This is a genomic window from Adhaeretor mobilis (genome assembly GCF_007741515.1).
GTDB classification, from domain to species: domain Bacteria; phylum Planctomycetota; class Planctomycetia; order Pirellulales; family Lacipirellulaceae; genus Adhaeretor; species Adhaeretor mobilis.
Genome location: NZ_CP036263.1, coordinates 647,539 through 669,214, shown reverse-complemented (window position 1 = coordinate 669,214; position 21,676 = coordinate 647,539). Strand labels below are relative to the sequence as shown.

23 protein-coding genes are annotated in these 21,676 nt (G+C 56.1%); 9 read left to right on the top strand and 14 right to left on the bottom strand.

Going from position 1 to position 21,676, the window contains the following annotated elements:
• Window positions 1–59 precede the first annotated feature (59 nt).
• From smpB to HG15A2_RS02585, 5 genes are all read right to left on the bottom strand, one after another.
• Window positions 60–611, bottom strand: a complete 552-nt coding sequence (gene smpB, locus HG15A2_RS02605) for an SsrA-binding protein SmpB (RefSeq protein WP_246117860.1) — start codon at window positions 609–611, stop codon at window positions 60–62.
• 94 nt (window positions 612–705) lie between these two features.
• On the bottom strand, window positions 706–1,032 hold the full coding sequence (locus tag HG15A2_RS02600; RefSeq protein WP_145057552.1) for a hypothetical protein: 327 nt from the start codon (window positions 1,030–1,032) through the stop codon (window positions 706–708).
• 431 nt (window positions 1,033–1,463) lie between these two features.
• Complete coding sequence (locus tag HG15A2_RS02595) at window positions 1,464–1,958, bottom strand: YfcE family phosphodiesterase (RefSeq protein ID WP_145057550.1); 495 nt, start codon at window positions 1,956–1,958, stop codon at window positions 1,464–1,466.
• A gap of 48 nt (window positions 1,959–2,006) precedes the next feature.
• Window positions 2,007–3,176 carry an ATP-grasp domain-containing protein gene (locus HG15A2_RS02590; protein WP_145057547.1) on the bottom strand — a complete coding sequence of 390 codons (1,170 nt, stop codon included), beginning with the start codon at window positions 3,174–3,176 and terminating at the stop codon, window positions 2,007–2,009.
• Window positions 3,154–3,534, bottom strand: a complete 381-nt coding sequence (locus tag HG15A2_RS02585) for a nucleotide pyrophosphohydrolase (RefSeq protein WP_145057545.1) — start codon at window positions 3,532–3,534, stop codon at window positions 3,154–3,156. Before HG15A2_RS02585 ends, HG15A2_RS02590 begins: the two co-directional genes overlap by 23 nt.
• A gap of 255 nt (window positions 3,535–3,789) precedes the next feature.
• Between HG15A2_RS02585 and larC the strand changes: the two genes are divergently transcribed.
• Window positions 3,790–4,995 carry a nickel pincer cofactor biosynthesis protein LarC gene (gene larC / locus HG15A2_RS02580; RefSeq protein ID WP_145057543.1) on the top strand — a complete coding sequence of 402 codons (1,206 nt, stop codon included), beginning with the start codon at window positions 3,790–3,792 and terminating at the stop codon, window positions 4,993–4,995.
• A 4-nt stretch (window positions 4,996–4,999) separates the two neighbouring features.
• Window positions 5,000–5,416, top strand: coding sequence for a hypothetical protein (locus HG15A2_RS02575; protein WP_218932283.1), 417 nt, complete (start codon window positions 5,000–5,002; stop codon window positions 5,414–5,416).
• 33 nt (window positions 5,417–5,449) lie between these two features.
• On the opposite strand, the gene HG15A2_RS02570 is transcribed toward HG15A2_RS02575, so the two are convergent.
• The 3 genes from HG15A2_RS02570 to hmpA all read right to left on the bottom strand — a co-directional run bounded on the left by HG15A2_RS02570 (window position 5,450) and on the right by hmpA (window position 9,586).
• On the bottom strand, window positions 5,450–7,558 hold the full coding sequence (locus HG15A2_RS02570; RefSeq protein ID WP_145057539.1) for a thioredoxin domain-containing protein: 2,109 nt from the start codon (window positions 7,556–7,558) through the stop codon (window positions 5,450–5,452).
• A 98-nt stretch (window positions 7,559–7,656) separates the two neighbouring features.
• The gene (locus HG15A2_RS02565; protein ID WP_145057537.1) at window positions 7,657–8,130 is read right to left on the bottom strand and encodes a hypothetical protein; all 474 of its coding nucleotides are present in this window, start codon (window positions 8,128–8,130) and stop codon (window positions 7,657–7,659) included.
• A gap of 214 nt (window positions 8,131–8,344) precedes the next feature.
• Complete coding sequence (hmpA, locus tag HG15A2_RS02560; RefSeq protein ID WP_145057535.1) at window positions 8,345–9,586, bottom strand: NO-inducible flavohemoprotein; 1,242 nt, start codon at window positions 9,584–9,586, stop codon at window positions 8,345–8,347.
• A 216-nt stretch (window positions 9,587–9,802) separates the two neighbouring features.
• Between hmpA and HG15A2_RS02555 the strand changes: the two genes are divergently transcribed.
• Both HG15A2_RS02555 and HG15A2_RS02550 read left to right on the top strand, forming a co-directional pair.
• A complete protein-coding gene (locus HG15A2_RS02555; RefSeq protein WP_145057533.1) occupies window positions 9,803–10,231 on the top strand; it encodes an RrF2 family transcriptional regulator in 429 nt (142 codons plus the stop codon).
• A 4-nt stretch (window positions 10,232–10,235) separates the two neighbouring features.
• Entirely contained in the window at window positions 10,236–10,460 is a 225-nt protein-coding gene (locus HG15A2_RS02550) for a DUF3565 domain-containing protein (RefSeq protein WP_145057531.1), read from the top strand.
• Window positions 10,461–10,507: 47 nt separating this feature from the next.
• On the opposite strand, the gene HG15A2_RS02545 is transcribed toward HG15A2_RS02550, so the two are convergent.
• Both HG15A2_RS02545 and HG15A2_RS02540 read right to left on the bottom strand, forming a co-directional pair.
• Entirely contained in the window at window positions 10,508–10,744 is a 237-nt protein-coding gene (locus HG15A2_RS02545; protein WP_145057529.1) for a hypothetical protein, read from the bottom strand.
• Window positions 10,741–12,288 (bottom strand): YeiH family protein, encoded by a 1,548-nt coding sequence (locus HG15A2_RS02540; RefSeq protein WP_145057527.1) that lies wholly within the window; start codon window positions 12,286–12,288, stop codon window positions 10,741–10,743. Before HG15A2_RS02540 ends, HG15A2_RS02545 begins: the two co-directional genes overlap by 4 nt.
• A 140-nt stretch (window positions 12,289–12,428) precedes the next feature.
• On the opposite strand from HG15A2_RS02540, the gene HG15A2_RS02535 reads away from it, so the two are divergent.
• The 3 genes from HG15A2_RS02535 (at window position 12,429) to HG15A2_RS02525 (ending at window position 14,296) form a co-directional block, all read left to right on the top strand.
• Window positions 12,429–12,713: an antibiotic biosynthesis monooxygenase family protein gene (locus HG15A2_RS02535; protein ID WP_145057525.1), complete on the top strand. Its 285-nt coding sequence runs from the start codon at window positions 12,429–12,431 to the stop codon at window positions 12,711–12,713.
• 144 nt (window positions 12,714–12,857) lie between these two features.
• Window positions 12,858–13,724 carry a phosphoadenylyl-sulfate reductase gene (locus HG15A2_RS02530; protein WP_145057523.1) on the top strand — a complete coding sequence of 289 codons (867 nt, stop codon included), beginning with the start codon at window positions 12,858–12,860 and terminating at the stop codon, window positions 13,722–13,724.
• A 149-nt stretch (window positions 13,725–13,873) separates the two neighbouring features.
• Window positions 13,874–14,296 (top strand): RrF2 family transcriptional regulator, encoded by a 423-nt coding sequence (locus HG15A2_RS02525; RefSeq protein WP_145057521.1) that lies wholly within the window; start codon window positions 13,874–13,876, stop codon window positions 14,294–14,296.
• Between the two features lie 87 nt (window positions 14,297–14,383).
• Here the strand turns inward: HG15A2_RS02525 and HG15A2_RS02520 are convergent, their stop codons facing one another.
• Window positions 14,384–14,671: a hypothetical protein gene (locus HG15A2_RS02520; RefSeq protein WP_145057519.1), complete on the bottom strand. Its 288-nt coding sequence runs from the start codon at window positions 14,669–14,671 to the stop codon at window positions 14,384–14,386.
• Between the two features lie 114 nt (window positions 14,672–14,785).
• On the opposite strand from HG15A2_RS02520, the gene HG15A2_RS02515 reads away from it, so the two are divergent.
• Window positions 14,786–15,391, top strand: a complete 606-nt coding sequence (locus tag HG15A2_RS02515) for a fused DSP-PTPase phosphatase/NAD kinase-like protein (RefSeq protein ID WP_145057517.1) — start codon at window positions 14,786–14,788, stop codon at window positions 15,389–15,391.
• A gap of 62 nt (window positions 15,392–15,453) precedes the next feature.
• On the opposite strand, the gene HG15A2_RS02510 is transcribed toward HG15A2_RS02515, so the two are convergent.
• The 3 genes from HG15A2_RS02510 to cysD all read right to left on the bottom strand — a co-directional run bounded on the left by HG15A2_RS02510 (window position 15,454) and on the right by cysD (window position 19,317).
• The gene (locus HG15A2_RS02510; protein WP_145057515.1) at window positions 15,454–16,101 is read right to left on the bottom strand and encodes a hypothetical protein; all 648 of its coding nucleotides are present in this window, start codon (window positions 16,099–16,101) and stop codon (window positions 15,454–15,456) included.
• Between the two features lie 243 nt (window positions 16,102–16,344).
• Window positions 16,345–18,279: a sulfate adenylyltransferase subunit CysN gene (gene cysN, locus HG15A2_RS02505; protein ID WP_145057512.1), complete on the bottom strand. Its 1,935-nt coding sequence runs from the start codon at window positions 18,277–18,279 to the stop codon at window positions 16,345–16,347.
• Window positions 18,280–18,387: 108 nt separating this feature from the next.
• Complete coding sequence (gene cysD, locus HG15A2_RS02500; RefSeq protein WP_261342164.1) at window positions 18,388–19,317, bottom strand: sulfate adenylyltransferase subunit CysD; 930 nt, start codon at window positions 19,315–19,317, stop codon at window positions 18,388–18,390.
• A gap of 651 nt (window positions 19,318–19,968) precedes the next feature.
• Here cysD and HG15A2_RS02495 point away from each other — a divergent pair.
• Window positions 19,969–21,591 carry a PEP-CTERM sorting domain-containing protein gene (locus HG15A2_RS02495; protein WP_145057508.1) on the top strand — a complete coding sequence of 541 codons (1,623 nt, stop codon included), beginning with the start codon at window positions 19,969–19,971 and terminating at the stop codon, window positions 21,589–21,591.
• The last annotated feature ends 85 nt before the right edge of the window (window positions 21,592–21,676 follow it).

Genomic DNA, 21,676 nt, shown 5'->3' with positions numbered 1-21,676 from the left:
GAACAGAATCAGCGCTGCTAGAGGGTGTCTTAGCATTCGCAGCATGGCAAGCCCCGTTGTTACCGTCCGCGCATCGCCCGATCAATATCTCGCTGCATGTCCTTCTTCTTGAGCGAGTCGCGTTTGTCGTAGGTCTTCTTACCTTTGCAAATGCCCAGCAACACCTTTACACGTCCCCGTTTGAAGTAGAGCTTTAGCGGGACGAGCGTGAGATTCTTCTCGTACGCACTACCGGCGAACTTGCTGATTTCGCCGCGGTGCAGGAGCAGCTTGCGTTGGCGGCGCGGTTGGTGGTTGAGCGCGTTACTGTGCTTGTACTCAGAGATATCGCACTGAATGAGGAAGACTTCGCCCCGGATAACGCGGGCGTAAGCCTCTTCGATGGAAACTTCCCCAGCGCGCAGGCTTTTTACCTCGCTGCCGACCAGCTGTATCCCGCACTCGAGGGTATCGAGCACTTCGTAATTGTGCCGGGCTTTGCGATTGTTGGTGATCGGCCGCTCGTTCTTGTTCTCTTCCTTGGCCGCCTTCTTCTTTTTACTTTTTTTACCCGTGGGAGTGTCCTCTTCAATGTGATCCGTGAAACCGCTCTTGGGTGCCAGCAGTGGCACCCGAAGTAGGAAACCTTACCACAGCGCAGAGAAAAACACAGCCGGCGAACTAGCCGGCTGTGTTTGCTGCCCCAATGACTAGATCGTTTTCGAGCTAGTCCATCACCGGCGGGTTGATGCCGGGTGCGGGCAGGTGCTCGGCGATGAGCTTGCTGATGATGCCGCTCCCGTCGCCATCGGCCTCACCAGCTGTTTCTTTCTGGGGGGCGAAGTGGTCCATGAGATCGACGTGCATTTGCGTGCACTCGATATACCGCTGACGCACTTGGTCGTTCTCGGTAAGCAGCTTCTCCAGCTTTTGGGCGTCCTGATCGGCGATTTCATCATCCAGCAGGGCCCAAATCAAGAGCTCGGCCTCGTCCAACAAGGCATCGCTGTTGCTCTGAAGTTCGGCATTTTCTACTTGTTTCTCTTTTGACATCATTTCTCTCCAAGAAGGCGAGGCCTCGGTACTGCAATTCAATGCGGTGCGCGACCTCCACCTGTAGGGGGCGGGCCGACGGAGCCCTGCTGGCGCCTGTCGGTGATTTCGGTGGGCTTTCGTTCTACGGAACACCCACCAAGATAGGTCGAAGCAGCTAACAACTTGTGAATTCCGCGTGAAGTTTTCACGAGAAATCAGTCCCACTGCTTCAGTTTTCGGCTACCACAACACGCAAGTTGTATGCCGATCTACAAAACTGAGGGAATTCCCGCAACACGAGTTCACCTAGGAGAAGCACCTTCAGGCACTTCTCTGGCCATAGATTCGGCCGCAAAGTCTTTCTCAGGCAAGACTTAGGTCCTGGTATTCAGCGCACTACTTCTCGCCACTTCAGAGAATTTCCTGGGAGACTATGACGGCGGCCAAGCTCAAAGCGTAATCAGCTCTGCCCGTATTTCTGGCAGTTCAACCACAGCTAGCGAGTGCGGATTGGCGCGATAGAGCGCCCCGGGGTTCAGCGCCAGAGTCGTGCCATGGGGCCCAGAATGCTCATCAATCGATGCGATGTGCGTGTGCCCGTAGCAGACCAAATCGTAGCTGCCACTCTCCAGGGCGTCGCGAAACCGCCGTTGATCGTGGCTATGCAGCAGGGCGATTCGACAACCTTCGATTTCTAGCTCGCCGAACTCTTGATGACAGGTGAGCCCGGCCTCAGTGATCGCCTTGGAAAGCTCCGCCTGATTGCCATCGCAATTGCCAAACACAAAATCGGTCGGCCACGGCTTGAACAGCTGTACCACCTCTGGCGAGCCGATATCGCCGCAGTGCAACACACGATCAACTTCCAGGGACTCCAGCATCCGCACCGCAGGGATGACCAGCTCCGTATGGCCGTGCGAGTCGCTTACAATTCCTAAACGCATGGGAGATGTGTGAGGTTCGAGAGGTGATTGAGAATGTGAAAAGTACCGCTAGCCGTTGAGCTGGCTCGCCGTGGAGATTCCCTCAAAAGGTCGCTTGATCTTGCCCTGCAAGTCGCCTCTGACCTCTGCCCAATTCTCCCCCGTGGCAAACACCGTGCATACCGGCCTGCCGGCAGGAATAATCGTTCCGAAGTTAGGAATGTCAGCAATCTGTGGCACCTCGATCGTGCCACGATTGGTAAGACAATCGGAGGTAAATTTCTTTGAAATGCAAATATCGCTCGGCGTGAACAGGATCGCCTTGCCGAGTATCTCTTCCGAGGGGAATAGGAAGCTCTCACCCGGTAACTCTTCCTCCCAACACGCTGCCACATGCAACGCAATTCCGGAAAACTGACCAGCCTGTTCCAACAACTCCAGTGACGCAGGCCAACGCGGGTTCACTTCCAATAGCCATATTTGCTCGTCTTCCAGGATGAAGTCGATACCAAAAATGCCTTGCAAGCCGAATTCCATGGCGAGGGTTTGGCCGATCCGTTCGACTAATTGTAATGTCGAACTAGAAAGCTCAAGCCCCGTGATGGAGCCACAGTACTGGAACTCGTCGGCACCGGTCCACGGCTCGCCGATGAGTTGCTCAGTGACTCCCAGCAATGTTGCTTGCTTGCCATTGGCAACAAAGGTTGCAGAACTTTGCTTACCGTCGATTCTTTTCTGATAAAAGGGAGCCTGAGTCGATCCACTATCCGTATGTACTCGCACGCCTGATCCGCCGGCTCCGCAGTAACTCTTCGCGAGCCAGCTTCCGTCGGTTGGGAGGCCTCGCGAAGTCGCTAGCGTTGGCGGGAAGTTTTTCGGAAACAGCTTAGCGAGCGCTGTTGGTGAGCGCGCCTTGCTCAGTTGATCGCCAGTGTTCCCTAACAGCTTTTTACAGCTCGCCATTCGATCGACTAGCGCGGGAAAGTTTTCCAATCCGCCGGTGTAGAGCCAGCCATCACAGGATTGCTCAACTAGCCAACCCAAGAAATCGTTGGGGTAATCATCTGCTTCTGAAACCTCAACGCCGAGGACTCGCAGGTCCGCATCGGCGAATAGATCGCAAATCACCACCTCATAGCCAGCACGAATTGCGGAGTACGCCGCAGCGCGGGCACTGGCCCCGACGATTGCGAGTCGTCGTAGAGGCGGGACGTTACTACTTGGCATCCGGTCGGCCATAGTCGAAAGGGGGAGCCGTGCTGCGGAACTTGCTAGCCGGATACTTGGCGACGTTCTTCGCCATTTTTGCTCGAATCGTGTCGGAGATATCCAAACCCAACTCGTTCGCAAGTGCCAGTGAATAGGCGATCACGTCGGCCAATTCTTCACCCACTTCAGCCAGCTTTTGAGGATCGTCGGGCAGGGCTCGTGACTCCTCGGTGCCGATCCACTGGAAGTGCTCCATCAGCTCAGCAGCCTCGATGGCCAACGCCATGGAAAGGTTCTTGGGGGCATGAAACTGCCGCCAGTCGCGCTCTTCCACAAAGTCGCCAACCAGCTTGCGAAGCTCGGCCACGGTCGTTTTCTCGTCACTCATGTCGGCATTACCCGGAGTATTTGTTTAGCCAAATCATAGCGCCCGATGCCTGCAGCTGCCAACCGGTTCAATCTAAGGAGCGCTATTACCAGGCTGGCGACGCTACCCTAAAATGAGTGTCGCTTATTTTTTATTAACCACGAAGAACACAAGGGGCACTAAGTTTCAGCCGACGACCGAGAGAGATGTAAAGCTTGAAACAATTGCCTAGTTTACTTTGTGCTCTTCGTGCCTTTTGTGGTTCGAGAGTTTAAAATGAAGATTGCTTACCTAGATTGTGCCAGTGGCATCAGTGGCGACATGATGCTCGGTGCCCTGGTTGATGCGGGCGTTGACCTAGCTGCCGTACAGGCGGGCGTCGATTCCCTCGGGCTGCCAAGCTGCACGCTCAAGACAGAGGAAGTTAAAAAACAAGCCTTCCGCGCGCTGCAACTGACCGTCGAGCATGAGCCCGAACACGCACATCGCCACTTGCACCATATCGAGGCGATGATTGAGGGAAGCACGCTCACCGCACGTCAACGCGAACTGGCACTTAAAATTTTTCACCGGCTAGCTGAGGCCGAAGCAAAGGTGCATGGCTCGACCATCGAGAAGGTCCATTTTCACGAAGTCGGTGCCGTCGATTCCATCGCAGACATTGTAGGTTCCGCTATTGCATGGGACTTACTTGGTGTAGACAAGATCGCTTGCGCAGCTGTTCCCACTGGAAGCGGCTTTGTCGAGATCGCTCACGGACGCTGTTCGATTCCCGCACCGGCGACCGCAGAGCTCCTGCAGGGCATCCCGTTGGCGGCTAGTGACGTTGATGGAGAATTGACGACACCCACCGGCGCAGCGATTATTGCCGCCTTGGTCGAAGAGTTCGGCCCGCTGCCCGCCATGTCGATCAGTCGCATTGGTTACGGTGCTGGGCAGAAGGACTTCGACCACCCGAACTTGTTGCGACTTCTCGTCGGTGAAACGGTAGCTGCGGACGCTCAGTCCGGCTCTCCGGCGACTGATTCCATTGCTCTTCTGGAAACGAATCTTGACGATGCGACCGGCGAAGCTCTCGGCCATTGCGTTGATCAATTGTGGGAAGAAGGTGCCCTGGATGTTGCACTAACGCCGCTACAAATGAAGAAATCTCGCCCAGGTGTACTGCTGGCAGTGCAGTGCCGGCCTGACGATGTGGACGCCTTGGCAACGGTGATTTTTCGCGAAACTACGACCCTGGGGCTGCGGCGATCAACTCTCCAGCGACTAATCTTGCCGCGGAAGGCCGTTTCGGTCGATACTGAATATGGGCCCATCGCGGGAATCGTCGCCCAGCTACCCGATGGCACGGAGCGATGTTCGCCCGAGTACGATTCAGTAGCGAAGGCCGCGGAGAAATATGGAGCTGCTTTAGCTGCGGTTCAACAGGCATTTCAAGCCAATGTAACCAACCCAAAGTCCATCAACCAATCCAAACGTTAGTTTGATGATGATGAGTTCCCTGCAACTTGCTTTCCTGGACTTCATAAGCCCGGAGCTGCGCGCTTCGCTGATGTTTCTCGCCGGAATTGCCTTGGTGACCGTCATCCTGGTACGCCACACTTACCGGCGCATTGGTCGCGGGAGGACGCAACTTACCGGTGGACGCGGAGCGGCCATCGAAAGCCAGCCACGCCCTGTGAACGCATGGGATGGTTCGTTCCGCGATGCCACCGCAACTGTCGAACGGCAAAAGGTCGAGCTACACGAGTTCGCCCGCGACGCCAATGGCCTGCTCACTTCGAAGATCGCAATGCTCGAACAGCTCATTGCGACCAGCGGCGAGCAAATCGAACACATGGAACGCCTGCTCGCGGAGTTGCGCGAAGCTCAACAGGAACCATACACCAGTGGCAAGCGGTAGGGTTCCGCTCGACATACCCTACCACCCCTAACCTCACGGCTTCATCAGCTGCTTTGGTTGCAGCTTATCGAGCGCTTCCTTAATCGCCTCAATGCCTTCGACTGGTGCGCGACACATGAAATCTTCGCACACGTAAAGCATGGGCGATTGGCCCGGGTCGGGCTCTTTGCCTGCGAGTAGGCTCTCCAGGTGTTGGGGTCGGGGTACTTCAGCACCCCGGGCCAGCGCAAAGACTATATGCGGCAGGAAGCGGCTTCTTACTTCTTGTAGCGCCTTGCGGGTGGCTTCATCGGCCGGATTCCCAGAGAGGACGAGCTCGAACGTGGGGCCAAGCTGTAGGTCCAAAGCGATGAGCATCTGCCCCGCTGCACTAGGGTGCCTTTGCATAATGCCCGCTGCCGCTTTGAGCGTTGCCTCGGCTGAGTTGGCATACTCGCTCTTGCCGGTGAGCTTTGCCAGCCGCACCAAGAGAGTCGCTGCTAGCGAATTGCCGCCGGGCGTGGCGTTGTCAGTAAAATCCTTGCTGCGTGTAATCAATTGCTCGTGATCGTCGGCAGTGAAAAAGTAGCCGCCACTTCCCTCGTCTGCAAAGTGCTGCTCGATCACCTCAGTCAGCGCGATGGCCGAATCGAGGTATTTGAATTCCGCCGTAGTTTCAAAAAGCGTGACCAGTGAGTTTGCTAGTGCCGCGTAATCGTCCAAGTACGCATCCAGCTTTGCTTTGCCATGCCGCCATGTGTGCAGCAGTCGGCCATCGTCGCGACGAAGATTCTCGAGCAAGAAGTCAGCCGAACGACGAGCGGCGTCCGTGTAGCGTGGCTCATCTAGGACCGCTCCGGCTCGGGCCATGGCATCGATCATCAAGCCATTCCAAGCGACGATCACTTTGTCGTCTTTGCCAGGATGCACGCGTTTCTCACGCGCGGCAAACAGCTTCGCGCGACTGGCAGCCAGTTCTGCTTGCAAGTCCTTTTCCTCTCGTCCCAGTACTTTGGCCGCTTGGCTAATCGTCTTCGGCAGATTGAGAATGCTGGTCGCCTCAGCGCCTGGCTTGGGGGGATGGTGCGGATCTACAAAGTTCCCTTCGGTGGTCACATCGTACACGCGGGAAAAGGTTTCGGCGGCCTCCGCTCCAAGGATTTCCTGCAATTCGCTGACGGTCCAAATGTAGAACTTGCCTTCTTCCCCTTCGCTGTCCGCATCCTCAGTACTATAGAAAGCACCTTCTTTGTCGGTCATATCGCGGAGGATATAGTCGAGCGTTTCGCGCACAACCCGCGAGTAGTTCTGGTCGTCGGTAGCGAGATACGCTTCGAGATACGCTAGCGTAAACAGGGCGTTGTCGTAAAGCATCTTCTCAAAGTGCGGTACGAGCCACCGCTCGTCGACCGAGTAACGAGCAAAGCCGCCGCCCAGGTGATCGTAGATTCCGCCTGCTGCCATGCGGTCGAGCGTGGTGCGCACGACGCCCAACGACACTTCATCACCACTGCGGAACCAATGCCTCAGCAACAGTTGCAGATCCATCGTGTGCGGAAACTTCGGTGCTTGCCCAAAACCGCCCCAGGTGGAATCATGCGAGCGTTTCAAACTGCTGGCTGCATTGGTCACAAGTTCTCTGCTGAGCTCGCCGGGGGTCGTTCCCTCGGGCTGTAAGTCGGCTGTAATTTGCTCACTGAGCTGTTCCACTTGATCGCGGCGATTCGTCCAGGCGTCGTTCACAGCATTGAGTACTTCATCAAAGCCGGGCATCTGCCCCTTACGCGTCGGCGGGAAGTAGGTGCCGGCGTAGTACGGATTCAAATCGGGCGTCAGGAACACCGTCATCGGCCAACCGCCACGGCCGGTCATGCGCTGCACCGCGGTCATGTAGATTTGATCGATGTCGGGGCGTTCTTCCCGATCGACCTTAATCGCAATAAAGTTCTCGTTGACAATCTTTGCGATCTCCTCGTTCTCGAACGACTCGTGCTCCATGACGTGACACCAATGGCACGCGGAATAACCAATCGAAAGAAAGATCGGCTTGCCTTCCTTTTTAGATTTCGCAAGCGCCTCTTCGCCCCACGGATACCAATCCACCGGATTGTTCTGGTGCTGAAGCAGGTAGGGTGAGGTTTCGTTAGCGAGATGGTTAGGCATTGGGGAGGGGCTGGTTGTTGGGCGCTAGGCGCTGATCGTATTCATGGCGAACTGCCTATCATTCTAGGCGATTACTGCTTACGCCACAGGGTGCCACGCTATTTCTCACGCCACAGCGCCCGCCAATTGGGCCTAGCCACTGCATGCGCTTGCCGCATTCTCGGTTTCGCCGTTGTAGAATCGACAGCGGGACGCTGCGGGCTAACCAGACGCCCCAGCACATCATGCGTGGCCCCCCGCCGACGTGCCGCTTCGGCCAGCACAGCACGGTCGATCTCACTATGATCGATGATCGTCGCACTCACCGAAACTCCGCCGGCAGAGGTGCTACTACCGTACCCACGATTGCCACGCCCAAGCTGATGGCTGCCGCGGCTCGAACGATTTACCCCTCCCTGGACCATGCTGCCGCGATCCGGCACCAGCACGGTGGTCGATATGCCAAATACGTGGAACGTAGGCAACTGCACGCGAACCGGCTGGCCGCCGTTTTGAGCGGCGACTTGATCAGTCGTGAGCAAAAAACACGAGATGGATAGGAAACTGGCTATGAATGGAGTTCGTCTACTCATGCGTTTGCCTTCACCAAGGAACTGAGCCGAACGCGACAGCGGCGGATTGCCTCGAACGGCAACCCTTCCAGTCCTTTCATAGATACCAGATTCTCCCGGCAAATGCTCGTCATTTGCGCATGACGCTGAGGCCCGGCCAACACTGAGGCCCAATCGAAATCACAGGAATTGAGACTCTGAAGTTCTCCAGCCCAATCAGGCTTGGATATCCTGCCTAAGCGAGCGCCGGTGCTGCCTCCAATTCTTGTCGCGGGCCGAAGAACTCGTAGCGGATACGCTGTTCGTCGACACCCAGTTCCTCGAGGCTCGCATGGACGCTGCTCATGAACGGCCGTGGACCGCAGAAGTAGAAGTCTGCTTCGTCGTACGGCGTCCAGTCGCGGAGAAACGCCGTACTCACAAAGCCGGTTGCGTCGCACTTGCCCGTTTCCAAATCGCCGTCGAGTGGTGCGTCGTACAGCACACGCGTCTGCACATTGGTACCTGCTTGGGCAAGCGTGCGAAGTTCCTCAGCAAAGGCATGCGTCTTGCTGTTGCGCGCTGCCTGAACGAAGTAAATCGGAGCTTCGGGATTGGAGTGAATGATCGACTTGGCCATCGACATAAGCGGTGTGATGCCAATGCCACCGGCGAGCAGCACGATCGGCTTACCAGTAGCCGTCTCGGGATTGACGGTGAACTCACCGCAGGGTGGACCGACCTGAAGGCGATGCCCTACCTCGATCGTGTCGTGCAAATGACTGGAAATCAGACCCTCTGGCGCATCGGCCATCATCGCTTCTTCGCGTTTGACACTAATCCGGTAGTGCTGCTCACCGATTCGATCGGACAGGCTGTAATTGCGTGGCGAAGTGGGCGTGTGAGGGTGATCGACACGAAGGGTGATATACTGTCCCGGCTTAAAGGGGGGCAACGGCCCTTCATCTTCAGGCTTCAGATAGAACGAAGTCACCACATCGCTTTCCGGCACCTTGCGATCAACCACAAATGCGCGATAACCATTCCAGCCACCAGGTGTTGATTCTTGCTCTTCGTAGATCGCACCCTCGCGCCCGATGAAAAGGTCTGCAAGAAACCCATAGGCTTCGGCCACGGCACTGATGATCTCCTCAGTAGCCCCCTCTCCCATGACGTCTTTGATCGCGTCGAGAAGATGTTTGCCGACGATTGGGTAGTGTTCGGCCTTGATCCCCAACGAGCAATGCTTCTGAGCGATCAGCTCGACGGCGGGCATCAATACAGTAGGGTTGTCGATATGGGTGAAATATGCGCAGATTGCTCCCGCAAGTGCTTTCTGCTGGCCACCGGTATGTTGATGGGCTTGATTGAAGAAGACTTTCACCTCCGGGTTGCCATCGAACATGCGCTCGTAAAATCGCCGGGTGATGGTTTCCGCATTGGCGGCTACGGCAGGAGTGATTTCCTTGACAATCTCGATTGTATTCTCGCTGAGCATTTCGGTTCCTGGCCTGCGATCTGGAGGGTACTGCCTGCGACTGTCGGCTAGGTTGCCAACGGGAGAGCAGGGGAATAAACTACAATTGAACACCCAAAGGTATAGATATCGAAGTTACTGATTAGCAATCTGCACGTCAAGGTGCAGATTGCACGTAAGCCATTTTATTGCTTCCGTGACAAGTCTTTTCTGCGGTATCGCTTTTCAGGATAAGTAATGATTTCCAAGACAGCCGAATACGCATTACGGGCAGTGACCTGCCTGGCGGTCGAACCGGAAGCATCCACGTCGGCTGACGTGCTAGCGGAAAAGACGAAGGTGCCGCGTCGCTATTTGACTCGCGTCCTGCAGGACTTGGCGTCGATGGGGTTGGTCACTTCGCGCAGTGGCCCAGGCGGTGGGTACCTGCTGGCTCACGCGACCGACGAGGTGACGATTCTGGATGTCATCAATGCCGTTGCGCCGTTGGAGCGAATCAACGCTTGCCCGTTAGGACTCAAGTCGCACTCCTCGCTATGCCCACTGCATGCCGAACTCGACCGCGCCTACGCCGCCACCGAAGCCGCCTTTGCGGCCGTGACGATCCGCCAGTTGTTGGAGTCGACAAATCCAATCGTGCCGCTGTGTGAAGTGACTTCATCATAGACTCATGAAACACTCAATCACCGGGTATCACACTGACGACGAGGAACACTGGGTCGCACAGCTGGCTTGCGGGCACAATCAGCATGTACGCCACGCCCCTCCTTGGACGGTTCGCGACTGGGTGACGACCAGCGAGGGACGTGCTCTGATGCTAGGTCACAAACTCGACTGCAAGAAATGCGATGAAGGGGCGCCAATGGATAGCCGACCGAAAAACGAAATCGCCTAAGGAGAGCAATCTCCTAGCTGTGTAACTTCCACTGTCGCCGTCGAATTTCAGTCCCTCGAACATACCCCAGTTCCGTGCCCTTCAAGTCGGCGCAAGATCGGTCGCATCGCTTCCAACTCCGTGTAGTACATCGCGCTGGGATCGATGCCTCGCTCTTCGAGCCACTCAATACGTGCGTGCATGCGTGGTGTCGCGGCGAATTGCGGCAATGCAACACACCAGATTAAGCCGAGCACTAGGCTCGCGGCAGCAAGTCGTACGACGCCGGCAGCATTCTTGCTCATGGCATCACCCCTTGAACAGTTTCGCGGAAGACCACTTCAAACATCAACCAAGCCATCAGCAGCGTAAGTGTAAGATTCAGCGTTTGTCCGAACGCATAGAGCATCAATGGCTTTCCACCTCGAAAGTACGGCATCAGTGCTTGGAAGTTCGTGCCCAAGCCGATGCTCACGAACGCTAGGCAGAAGAACCAGCCGCGGAGGGTTTTCGTTGAACCGCTGATCATCGCATCGACAATCTCTGGCCCGCCGGCAAGATTTGCATGAAGTAGCGAGAAGAGAATCGAAGCACCGATGAAGCCGAGCACGAACTTTGGGAAGCGATGCCAGACTTCAGAAATGCCCGGGCGTTGCCCGGTAGGATCGCGCTCAACGAACGTGACCCAATAAATAGCCACGCAAAAAGCGGTGACACCGATGAGAATGTTCTGAATCATCTTCACAGTCGCGGCAACTTCCAACGCCCGATCGCCGAGTGTCGCGCCTGCCGCCGCGACGGCACCAGTCGAATCAATTGTTCCACCCAGCCACGCACCCCCCAGGATTTCGCTCATGCCAGTGGCTTTGATCACCGCGGGCATGATGATCATCATCACGACGGTAAACGAGAGCGAGAGGCCGATCGCCAGCGAGAGCTCTTCCTTCTTCGCTTTGCATGCGGCGGCAGTGGCGATGGCTGCCGACACACCGCACACCGACATGTCCGCGGAGATCACCATGTTGAGCGACTTAGAAGGGATCTTCAAAACCTTCTGGCCGAAGATGTAGGTGGTGACAAGCACAATCGGCGTGACGACCCAGGCGACGAAGATGCCGGGCACCCCCAGGGCCATCAATCGCGACATCAGCACTTCCGCCCCCAATAGCACGAGGCCCGTCTTGATGTAGAACTCCGTGAGCACCGCCGGTTTCAGCCAAGTCGGCGTGCCGATGGTGTTGCTAATTACCAGTCCTACCAGTAGTGCCCACAACGCGTACTCCAGGTTGTAAGCCTTCACGACCGTTTGACCGGCCATCGTGTAAGCGAGCGTCGCCAAGAGGAATACCAGCGGAAACGCCTTGAGAAACGCCCCAGCCGACGCGCCGTGAATTCGCGTAGCGACGGCGAATAGAACGGCGATCACCACAAACACTCCGCCGATTCCCCAGAGCGTGTTGGTTGCCGGTAGGGTTTCCGTCGCAGGGCGGTAGAAGGCATCGACCGGACTTTCAGTCCACTTGCCTGGCTTGCCGAGCCAACCCTTGAGCGGGCTGGTGAGTGAAACTTCTTCGCCGGCGGTGCTGCGGGCAGTAAACTCGTCTGGTACGCTCAACCAGACGGCTGCCAGCGAAATGATCAGCAGGATGCCCGCACACCAAATGGCCAGCCAATCCTCGGAGACTCGCACATCGCTGCGATGGGGTTCAGGGGATTCACTTGCTGGAGAGTTAGTATCGTTCACGAACTGGCTCTGGCGTGTTGGCTCGATATTGTTGGAAATGTGGTTCGCTGCCAAGTTTAGCAAACCCACCTCGCCGTGCGGAGGAGTGCTTCCAGAACGATACATTCAAGCCCGTGGACGCCTCGGAAAACCCTCCCAACGACTCATTTGCCCCTTAGACGTTGCTGCCCAGGACCGGTTAGAATCAGGCTAACCACTGAACCAACACAAGTCGATTCAACAAAAGAAAGTTACCGGAGTACCCCATGATCACTGTCGGAATGAATTATCACGTTATCGAAGGCAAGCAGCAGGATTTTGAGGACAAGTTTGCCGGCGTGATCGACGCCCTCAACGCTGCCGACGGGCACGACTCGTCGACGTTGTGGAAAGACACGGCCGATGGAGCGAGCTACCTGATCACCAGCGAATGGAGCGACCAGGAAGCCTTCACAGCGTTCATCCAGAGCGACTCCTTCCGAGCAGTCACCAATTGGGGCAAAGAGCAAATCCTCTCAGGACGACCCCAGCACAAAATCTACAAGAGCTAGAGCTAGTTGCATTCAAAGCAAATCTCCCTAGCTCACGGGCTATTTCCAGGCTTTCTCCCTGGAGTTTTATGCTGATTCTGCCGATCTCAATGATAATCGAGCCATAATGTTGACTATCTTGGTCAAGTTGCATAGGATTGAGCTATGAATTCTGCTAGACAGCTTAAAAGCAAGCGAAGTGAGACCGTCACGATGCCAGAAACGACAATGCCCACTACAGACGCCCCGCAATTGAAAATTGCCCGACCAGAGGACGCAGAGCAGACCGGAGCTGGCAAGCAACTAACCGCCACGCCGGAGCTGCTAGCCGAACTGGCAGAGGTGAGCCAGCGCCTGGAAACCGCCGCTCCGTCGGAGATCATCACCTGGGCCGTCGAGCGTTTTGGCGACAAGCTTACTATGGCCACCGCTTTCGGGCTGGAGGGCTGCACAATCCTCTCGCTGCTTGCTGACATTGCACCGCAGACTTACGTCTTTAATCTCGACACGGGCTACCAGTTTCAGCAAACGCTCGACACGCGAGACCGCATCGCCGACAAGTACGGCATTGAGGTCGACTTGCTCAAGCCAGAACTTTCGGTACCAGAGTACGAAGCGTTGCACGGCGGGCCACTCTACAAGACCAACCCCAACCAGTGCTGCTTTGATCGCAAGATCAAGCTCCTGCATCGCGGCGCCGCTGGCAAGCACGCCTGGATGAGCGGCATCCGTCGCGACCAAAGCGCGGACCGCGCTCAAGCCCCGATCGTCGGCTGGGACAAGAAGTTCGAGCTCGTGAAAATCAGCCCGCTCGCCAATTGGACAAACAAGGACGTGTGGAATCACATCGCCAAGAACGACGTGCCCTACAATCCACTGTTCGACCAGGGCTACACCAGCGTCGGCTGCTGGCCCTGCACGCGAGCCGTTTCTGAAGGCGAAACCGATGAGCGCGCCGGCCGCTGGAGCGGCACCGGGAAAGTCGAGTGCGGGCTGCACTCGATCGCTGAACAGGATGGTAGCGGTATTTAGGCACCAGTTTGGAGTGGGCAGTGGGCAGTCACGTTAGCTGCCTCAATTGAGAAGCGATCTTCTCTTGCTTCGCCGACCATAAACCGCGCCGCCTCTCCAAAGAGCTCGATTTCGAGACTGCCCACTGCCCACTGAAAACTATTTCCCCCATGCTTTCCTCCAAAACTCAATACGCTTGCCTCGCCCTGATGCAGCTCACTCGCGAGTACGACAGCGGCCAGCCTGTCCGTGCGTGTCGAATTGCCGAGCAGCACGGCATTCCTCAAACGTTTCTCGTGCAGATTATGCACGAGCTGAAGCGTGCCGGACTGGTTAGCAGCACCCGCGGAGCCAACGGCGGCTATCAGCTGCGGACCGCACCACAGGAGCTGAGCTTGGCGGAATTGGTCGAACTGTTCGAGCCGCTCGACACGCCCGAGGCATGCGCCGCCGCGGAGTCGCCACTAGCGCCAGTCGTGCTCGAGCTTTGTTGCGAGTTGCAACAAACGTTGCGCGAGCGACTGGCGTCGACTACGCTCGCCGACCTCGTCGAGCGTGCTTGTTTGCCCAGCGCACCGATGTGGTATATCTAGGTATTTAAGCCAATAGTACAAGCACGACGCGCAAGCGAGTGGATGCTTGGAATATTCACTCGCTTGCGCGTCGTGCTTGTATTGAAGCTAGTACGGCAAGTCACTTGGGTTCAAATTGTGAAACAGCACCTCACGCGGTGCATCGAGCTTCTCGAGCTCGGTGCGCAACACTCTTAGACTTCCCTCGAAGTCGTTCACTTCGAACACGAGCAGGTGTTCAGCCGCTTGATCCGCACCTTCTTGATCTTGATGCAAGTAATTGCTGAAGATTCCGCCGCGCGCATCCTCCAAAGCCTTACGTAAAGGACGTACTAGCCACTCGCGCACTTGATCCGGCGAGCGCGGCGAGTAGAACGAGATGCCGATGCGATCCATATTGAATGAGTTACGCGATAGGTATGCTTTGAGGGGCAGGCAGAGGTTTGCTTAACTTGCTAGAATGCACTATCCAATTGTAGCCGCCCGTGACCCTCCGCGAAGGACTCACCTATGTTTCGCTTACTAACCCTGATGTGTTTAACCCTGTCAGTTGCCTCGCAAACCGGTTGCGGTGCCAAAGCCGTCGAAGAAGCTCCCCAATCCAAGGCAAGACAGCCTGATGCAAACCAGCAAGAGCAGAGCAAGCGGAACGAAATAGAAAAACTAGAGCCAACGGACTTAGGTGCTGCACGACCAGCCCACGTAGTGGGCCAAGTTTACATGGCGGGCCAGCCGAGCGAAAAGGACATCGCAAAGCTGAAAGAGAAAGGAATCAGGACGATCGTCACCCTGCGCACTGAAGGCGAGATCTCCTGGGATGAGAAGGCTGCCGTCGAAGCCGCGGGTATGACGTTTGTCAGCATACCGTTCCGGGGGGAAGACGAACTTACCGACGAGGTCTTCGACAAGGCACGAGCAGTGCTCAAGGACAAAGATCAGCAACCCGTGCTCCTCCACTGCGGCGGTGCCGACCGCGTCGGGGCATTGTGGATGGCACACCGCGCGGTTGACGACGGTCTGGGCATCGACGCGGCACTCAAGGAAGCGAAGACTGCCGGGTTACGATCGGAGAAATACCAGAAAAAGGCTGAGGCTTATATTGAGCGGAACAAGTAAATCCCTCACCGTAGATCGGAATTTCGAGCAGTCGCGGTTTGTGGCGTTGCTGGGGTGAAGGGCTACTCTTGCTCGGCCTTCTCCGTATTACCAGTACGAAACCCCACTTGCTCGGTGCTAAACTCAACCGGCTTCATCCGCCCGAATGAATCTTCCCACCAACCCGCAATTAATGCTTCTCCCGTGGGTCGAGCGTCTTGGAGAGCGAAATAGAGCTTGCCTCCAGACCGGTTCCAGACAGCAATCTGTTGTGCCGTTGCCCACTTCGGAAAATCTGCTTCCCCAGCTTTCGTGATAGCATTGGGCTCGCCGTAGGAGTTAGTCAATTCTCGAACAGCCGACCGAAAGTGATTCTCGATGCGTTGGTGCTCTTTTGGACCGACGATAGGGTTCCATGTGATGATTGTTGGGGAGCTTCGCTTTCTAGCGACGGCTTCACGGAACGAAGCTAAATATTTTTCCGGCAGCTTGTACATCACGTCCCGCAGCGTTTGCAGCAGGCCCCTCAACTCGTCGTGAACTCGGCCTGATGCTGACACGACCAAAGAGAAGTTGGTTGGGAAAGGTCGAATTTCGTTCATCCCCCCGACGCCATTTTCCATCCACGAATCGTGTTCCACAGTAGAGGTGACAAGATCGATCAGCGAATCGAAATCTGGCGAGTCTGGCTTCTCGCCCTCGGGAACAGGAAGCACGACTAGATCAGCCACGTTCTAGGTTTCGATGGTAACTGTGCTGGCACGCAGGTCCTCAGTCTTCTCATCAACGCCCCAGCGATAACCGGAGAGATACCCTGCGACGCAGCTGATCAAGAAGAGCAGGGCGAGCAGACTGAAGCGAAAAAAATTTGGGACGGCGTGGGGGATTGGCGGTGTCTTCCATGATTGGTGCTCCTGCTGAAACTCCCGGCGAGGCGTAGCTCGCGGGCTAGTAAGAATTGCAATACGTATTAATTACCCCACCACGCTCCGCTTCTCCAGCAACTCCAGCACCGCTACAACGCACGCCTCGACATCTTGCTCCGCTGTCTTCAGAACCAAGTCTGGCGCGGTCGGTGCTTCGTACTTGCTCGTGACGCCCGGCATGTTAGCGATATCTCCTTCGTCGGCTGCCTTGTAGTGGCCTTCCGTGTCGCGCTGGCGGCAGACTTCGATGGGGGCGTCGCAATGGACGACTAGAAATTTATCGCGACCCACGACGTCAGCCGCTTTCTGGCGGACGTCTTCACTGGGGGCGATAAAAGCTCCCAGGCAAATCAAGCCCGCATCGTTCACCACTTTGGCGACTTCCGCACTACGACGCAGGTTCTCGCTGCGGTCGTTGGCTGTGAAGCCCAGGTCGCGGCTGATGCCGCGCCGCATGTTTTGGCCGTCGAGCGCACACACGGCACGGCCCTGGTCGAACAGTTTGCGTTCCAGCGCCTGCACGAGGGTCGTCTTGCCGCTGCCAGCAAGCCCCGTAAACAGTACGGTGGCCGGTTGTTGGCCGTAGCGACCAGCTCGTTCGGTGGGCGTTACTTCACTGACGGTGCCAGTGAGGTGCGAATCCGCTTCCTCGTCCCAGTGGTCGGTTTTATCAGACGAGCTGCGGTCGAGAATCATACCGGCACCGACCGTTACGTTTGTCACACGATCGATCACGATGAACGCGCCGGTGCCCTTGTTACGTTTGTAGCCATCAAGTGCAATCGCTTGATTAAGTCGAACTTCGCAGCGACCGATCTCGTTCAGGTCCAGTTTGTCGGCATCGTTACGATGCAACGTGTTCACATCGATGCGGTAACGCAGCTTACTAATACTACCAGTCGCCTGGCGCGTGGTCTGCTTGAACAAGAACTGCTTGCCTGGCGTGAGCGCGTTTTCGCTCATCCAAACAATCGTTGCGTCGAATGAATCGGTACTATTGGGCACATTATTGGGTCGCACGAGCATGTCGCCGCGACTGCAATCGATCTCATCTTGGAGTGTTAGCGTGATCGACTGCGGCGTGAAGGCTTCCTCGATGTTGCCATCGTAGGTAACGATCTCCTTCACACGGCTGGTCTTTCGAGAAGGCAACACCATCACCTCGTCGCCTTTGTGGATGCGTCCTGAGGCTATCGTGCCGCAGAAGCCGCGGAAATCGAGGTGAGGACGATTCACGTACTGCACTGGAAAACGGAAGTCGATCAAGTTGCGATCGGAAGCAATATGCACATTCTCCAGCATGTGCATCATCGTAGAGCCATCGTACCACGACATCTTCTCACTCTTATCAACCACGTTGTCGCCGTCGAGTGCTGAGATCGGGATGAAGTGCAGATCGCCCATGCCATCGAGCGAACTGGAGAACTCCGTGTAGTCCTTCTTAATCTGGTCGTAAGCCTCTTCGGCGTAATCAACAAGATCCATCTTATTGACCGCTATGATCACATGCTTAATGCCCAGCAGGGAGACGATGAACGAGTGCCGGCGAGTTTGCGTCATCACGCCGTGCCGGGCGTCGATCAGGATGATCGCCAAATCGCAGGTACTGGCCCCCGTGGCCATGTTGCGGGTGTACTGCTCGTGCCCAGGCGTGTCCGCGATAATGAACTTGCGCTTGGCTGTGGAGAAGTAACGGTAGGCCACGTCGATAGTGATGCCCTGCTCACGCTCCGCCTTCAGTCCATCGGTCAACAGTGCGGGGTCGAACCCGCCACCGGTAGTGCCGACTGTGGCGGAGTCTTTCTCGATGGCGGCAAGCTGATCTTCGTAGATCATCTTGGAATCGTACAACAGCCGCCCAATGAGCGTGCTTTTGCCATCATCCACGCTGCCGCAGGTGAGAAAGCGAAGCATCTCCTTATTCTCATGCTGCTTGAGATAAGCGTCGATGTCGGTGGCGATAAGTTCGGATTGATGGCTCATGTGACTATGACTTTGAATTTTCTCGCAAAGACGCAAAGGCGCTAAGGAGAATGGGTGTGATCTTGCTTTGAATCTTCGCGCCTTTGCGAGAGACCTGGGGTTTTGTTCCTAGAAGTATCCCTTACGTTTCTTCTCTTCCATGCTGCCAGATTGATCATGGTCGATAACTCGTCCTTGGCGTTCACTCGTGGTAGCCAGTAGCATTTCTTGGATGATCTCAGGCAACGTCGTTGCGCTGCTTTCGACGGCACCGGTTAGCGGGTAGCAGCCAAGGGTGCGGAAGCGAACCAGCTTTTCTTTTGCCGTGTCAGCAAGCTCTTTGGGCATACGATCGTCGTCAACCATCACCAGGGCGCCTTCGTAGTCAACTACAGGACGCTTGGCGGCAAAGTAGAGCGGCACGATCGGGATATTCTCTAAGTGGATGTACTGCCATACATCGAGCTCCGTCCAATTGGAAAGCGGGAACACGCGGATACTCTCGCCCTTGTGGACCCTACCGTTGTACAAGTTCCACAGCTCGGGGCGTTGGTTCTTGGGGTCCCAAGTGTGATTCTTGTCACGGAAGGAATACACACGCTCCTTGGCTCGAGATTTCTCCTCGTCACGTCGAGCACCGCCGAACGCCGCATCGAACTGATGTTTGTTGAGCGCTTGCTTGAGCGAGTCGGTCTTCATGATTTCCGTATGCACATCGCTACCGTGCGTGAACGGGCCGACTTTCTCTTTCACACCTTCCTCGTTAATTTCTACCAACAGGTCCCAGCCGAGTTCTTTGCGGATGAGATTCTCGCGGAAGGCGATCATCTCCTTGAACTTCCACGTCGTATCGACATGCATTAACGGGAAGGGGGGCTTCGCTGGGTAGAATGCCTTCTCAGCCAAGCGGACCATCACCGAGGAGTCCTTGCCCACGGAATAGAGCATGACCGGGTTGTCGAACTCCGCGGCAACTTCGCGAATGATGTGAATGCTCTCAGCTTCGAGTTGTTTGAGATGCGTCAGATTGTAGGAAGACATCGTGTTGGCTCGGCCCAGGTTGTCAGGCCGACGGTTAGTGGATCTCGGAATGCTAGCCGGTAACTGCTAGGAAGCCTGAGTCGGTAGGTGGGGTGCTAGCGGCCATTGTTGGGCTATAGGGCCTGTTTAATGGCGAGAGTCTTCGATAGCAGGGCTCACTGGAGGTGTCCTGCTGCGAAAGCTCTTTCAGATGGCGATGGTCAAACCCGCCAGTCTAGGCTTCCGAGGAGCGACGTTCAACGTCAAGCTCCGACGTTTCCCAGCAGATAGCCAGGTTGCGTAAGGTTGCGGAACTGCCAGTTGACACGGATATCCGCATTTTGGCGGTGAAACAGGTCGCATTCGGGCGAAAAGGTTTGCCTCGGTTTGGCGCAAGTTGCTTGCTGCACAGTGCATATCGTGGGATAATACTCTAGGAACAGTCGCTGCCCCTAAGGAGTTAGCGACTGCTAGCAGAGAACAACTACATCGAATCTACGACCGACGCTCACCGAGTGGGGAGACCCTTTGTGGCGAGTGAAGGTCGTGAGAGGCACTCGTATCTATCAAGCGACCACTATCAGCAGCCGCCCGCTATCAAGCAGGGCCGGTTTTCGACGTTGTTGGCATCGGCATCTCGCCCTGGTGAGTTGCCTGTTGGGGCTATGCTTCCCAGTCGCAACATTCGCGTTGGACAACGCGACCGCATCGGCAGACTTCCAAAAGCTCATCGATCTGCTCGGCGACGACCTACCCGACGGCGCAGGCGTACCGGTAGCTCACATCGAACCTGCATACCCCGATCCTACTAACTCTGAGTTTTCGGACATCACTTTCTACGATGCCAAAGCAGGACAAAGCACCAGCACCTCCAACCACGCGCTGAGTATGGGGCGCCGGTTCTACGGCAACAACCAAACCTTCAGCTTCGCTACCGGCGCGAAAGATGTTTCCATTTACACCACCGACGAGTGGCTAGCTGACTTGCTCCCTAACGGCGAGCCCTTCGATCTGAACGTAGGCCCTAATGGCAATAGTGGTCCGCTCGCCAAAGTCCAGAACTTTAGCTGGGTCGCTTCCTATGCAGCAAGTGGAAATCCGCCGAGTGGTTTCGATCTACCTCATTCGTCCAACGAGCGAACGCTCGCTCATTTTGATTATCAAATAGAACGCGACGACTTTACTGCCGCGGTTGGCTTAAACAACGGCACTGGGGAAAATCTCCCTTACTTGCTCTCCTATAGCTACAACGCCATCGCGGTTGGTCGTAGTGACGGGAACCACAGCCCTGGTCTCACGGAATCTGCCGGCAGCAATTCCTACGGGCCTGGTCGCGTTCGACCCGATCTTGTAGTCGATACCGGGACCGCAAGCGCTGCGACGGCAACCGTCAGCTCCGCAGCAACCCTCTTGCGAGGAGTGGTTGCAGGCACCGATGCTGATCGCTCGGAACCCATCAAAGCAATTCTCATGGCCGGCGCTACCAAGGAAGCCTCGAGATTCACCTTTGACTGGTCGCACACAAGCACCCAGCCGCTCGACACCAACTACGGTGCCGGCGAGTTGAATATATTCAACAGCTATCTCATCCAAGCGGGTGGGCAGTTCGATGCGGGACTTAGCGAGCCGAACGCCATCGACGCCGGTGCTCACGGCTGGGATTACGAGAATATTGACGGTGGTGAAGAACGCTTCTACAAATTCACTATCGATTCCGGGATCACAGCACAAGAGCTGTCAATTGTTCTCGCTTGGAACACTCCCGGTTCCACCACCAACATTTCCGGCACGGCCCCAACACTCGCCGATTTGAACCTAGAGCTGCGGGATGATGCCGGGGCGATGATCATGGATCACAGTGGCGTGCTAAGCATGAGTAATAGTACGGTCGACAATGTGGAGCATATCTATCTGCAAGATTTGGCCGCAGGAGACTACACCCTGAAAGTTATTGGAGACACTTCGCTTAGCACCGACTACGGCATTGCCTGGCGCACGGAAACTTTGGCGGACCTAGTGAATGCCGATTTCGATGGGAACGGTGCCGTCGATGGCCTCGATTTCCTGGCGATTCAACGCGGCTTTGGCATATTTGTGAACGCGACCCATGCCGACGGCGACGCCGATGGCGACGGCGATGTCGACGCCGACGACCTAGCGGCCCTGAACGCGGGTTATGGCGGATTGAATAGCGTAACACAAAGTCAGTTCGCTGCCTTCCTTGCACCCGTGCCTGAGCCGGGTACCCTGGGGCTACTCTCATTAAGCCTGTTGTGCTTTGCTGCGCGACGTCGGACGTACCACCGAACTTGAAAACGCGTGAGACTCCTACGCTACCCAACGCATTACTAGTTGAACTACGGATGATTGAACTGCGGAACTCGATGCACAGGATCTC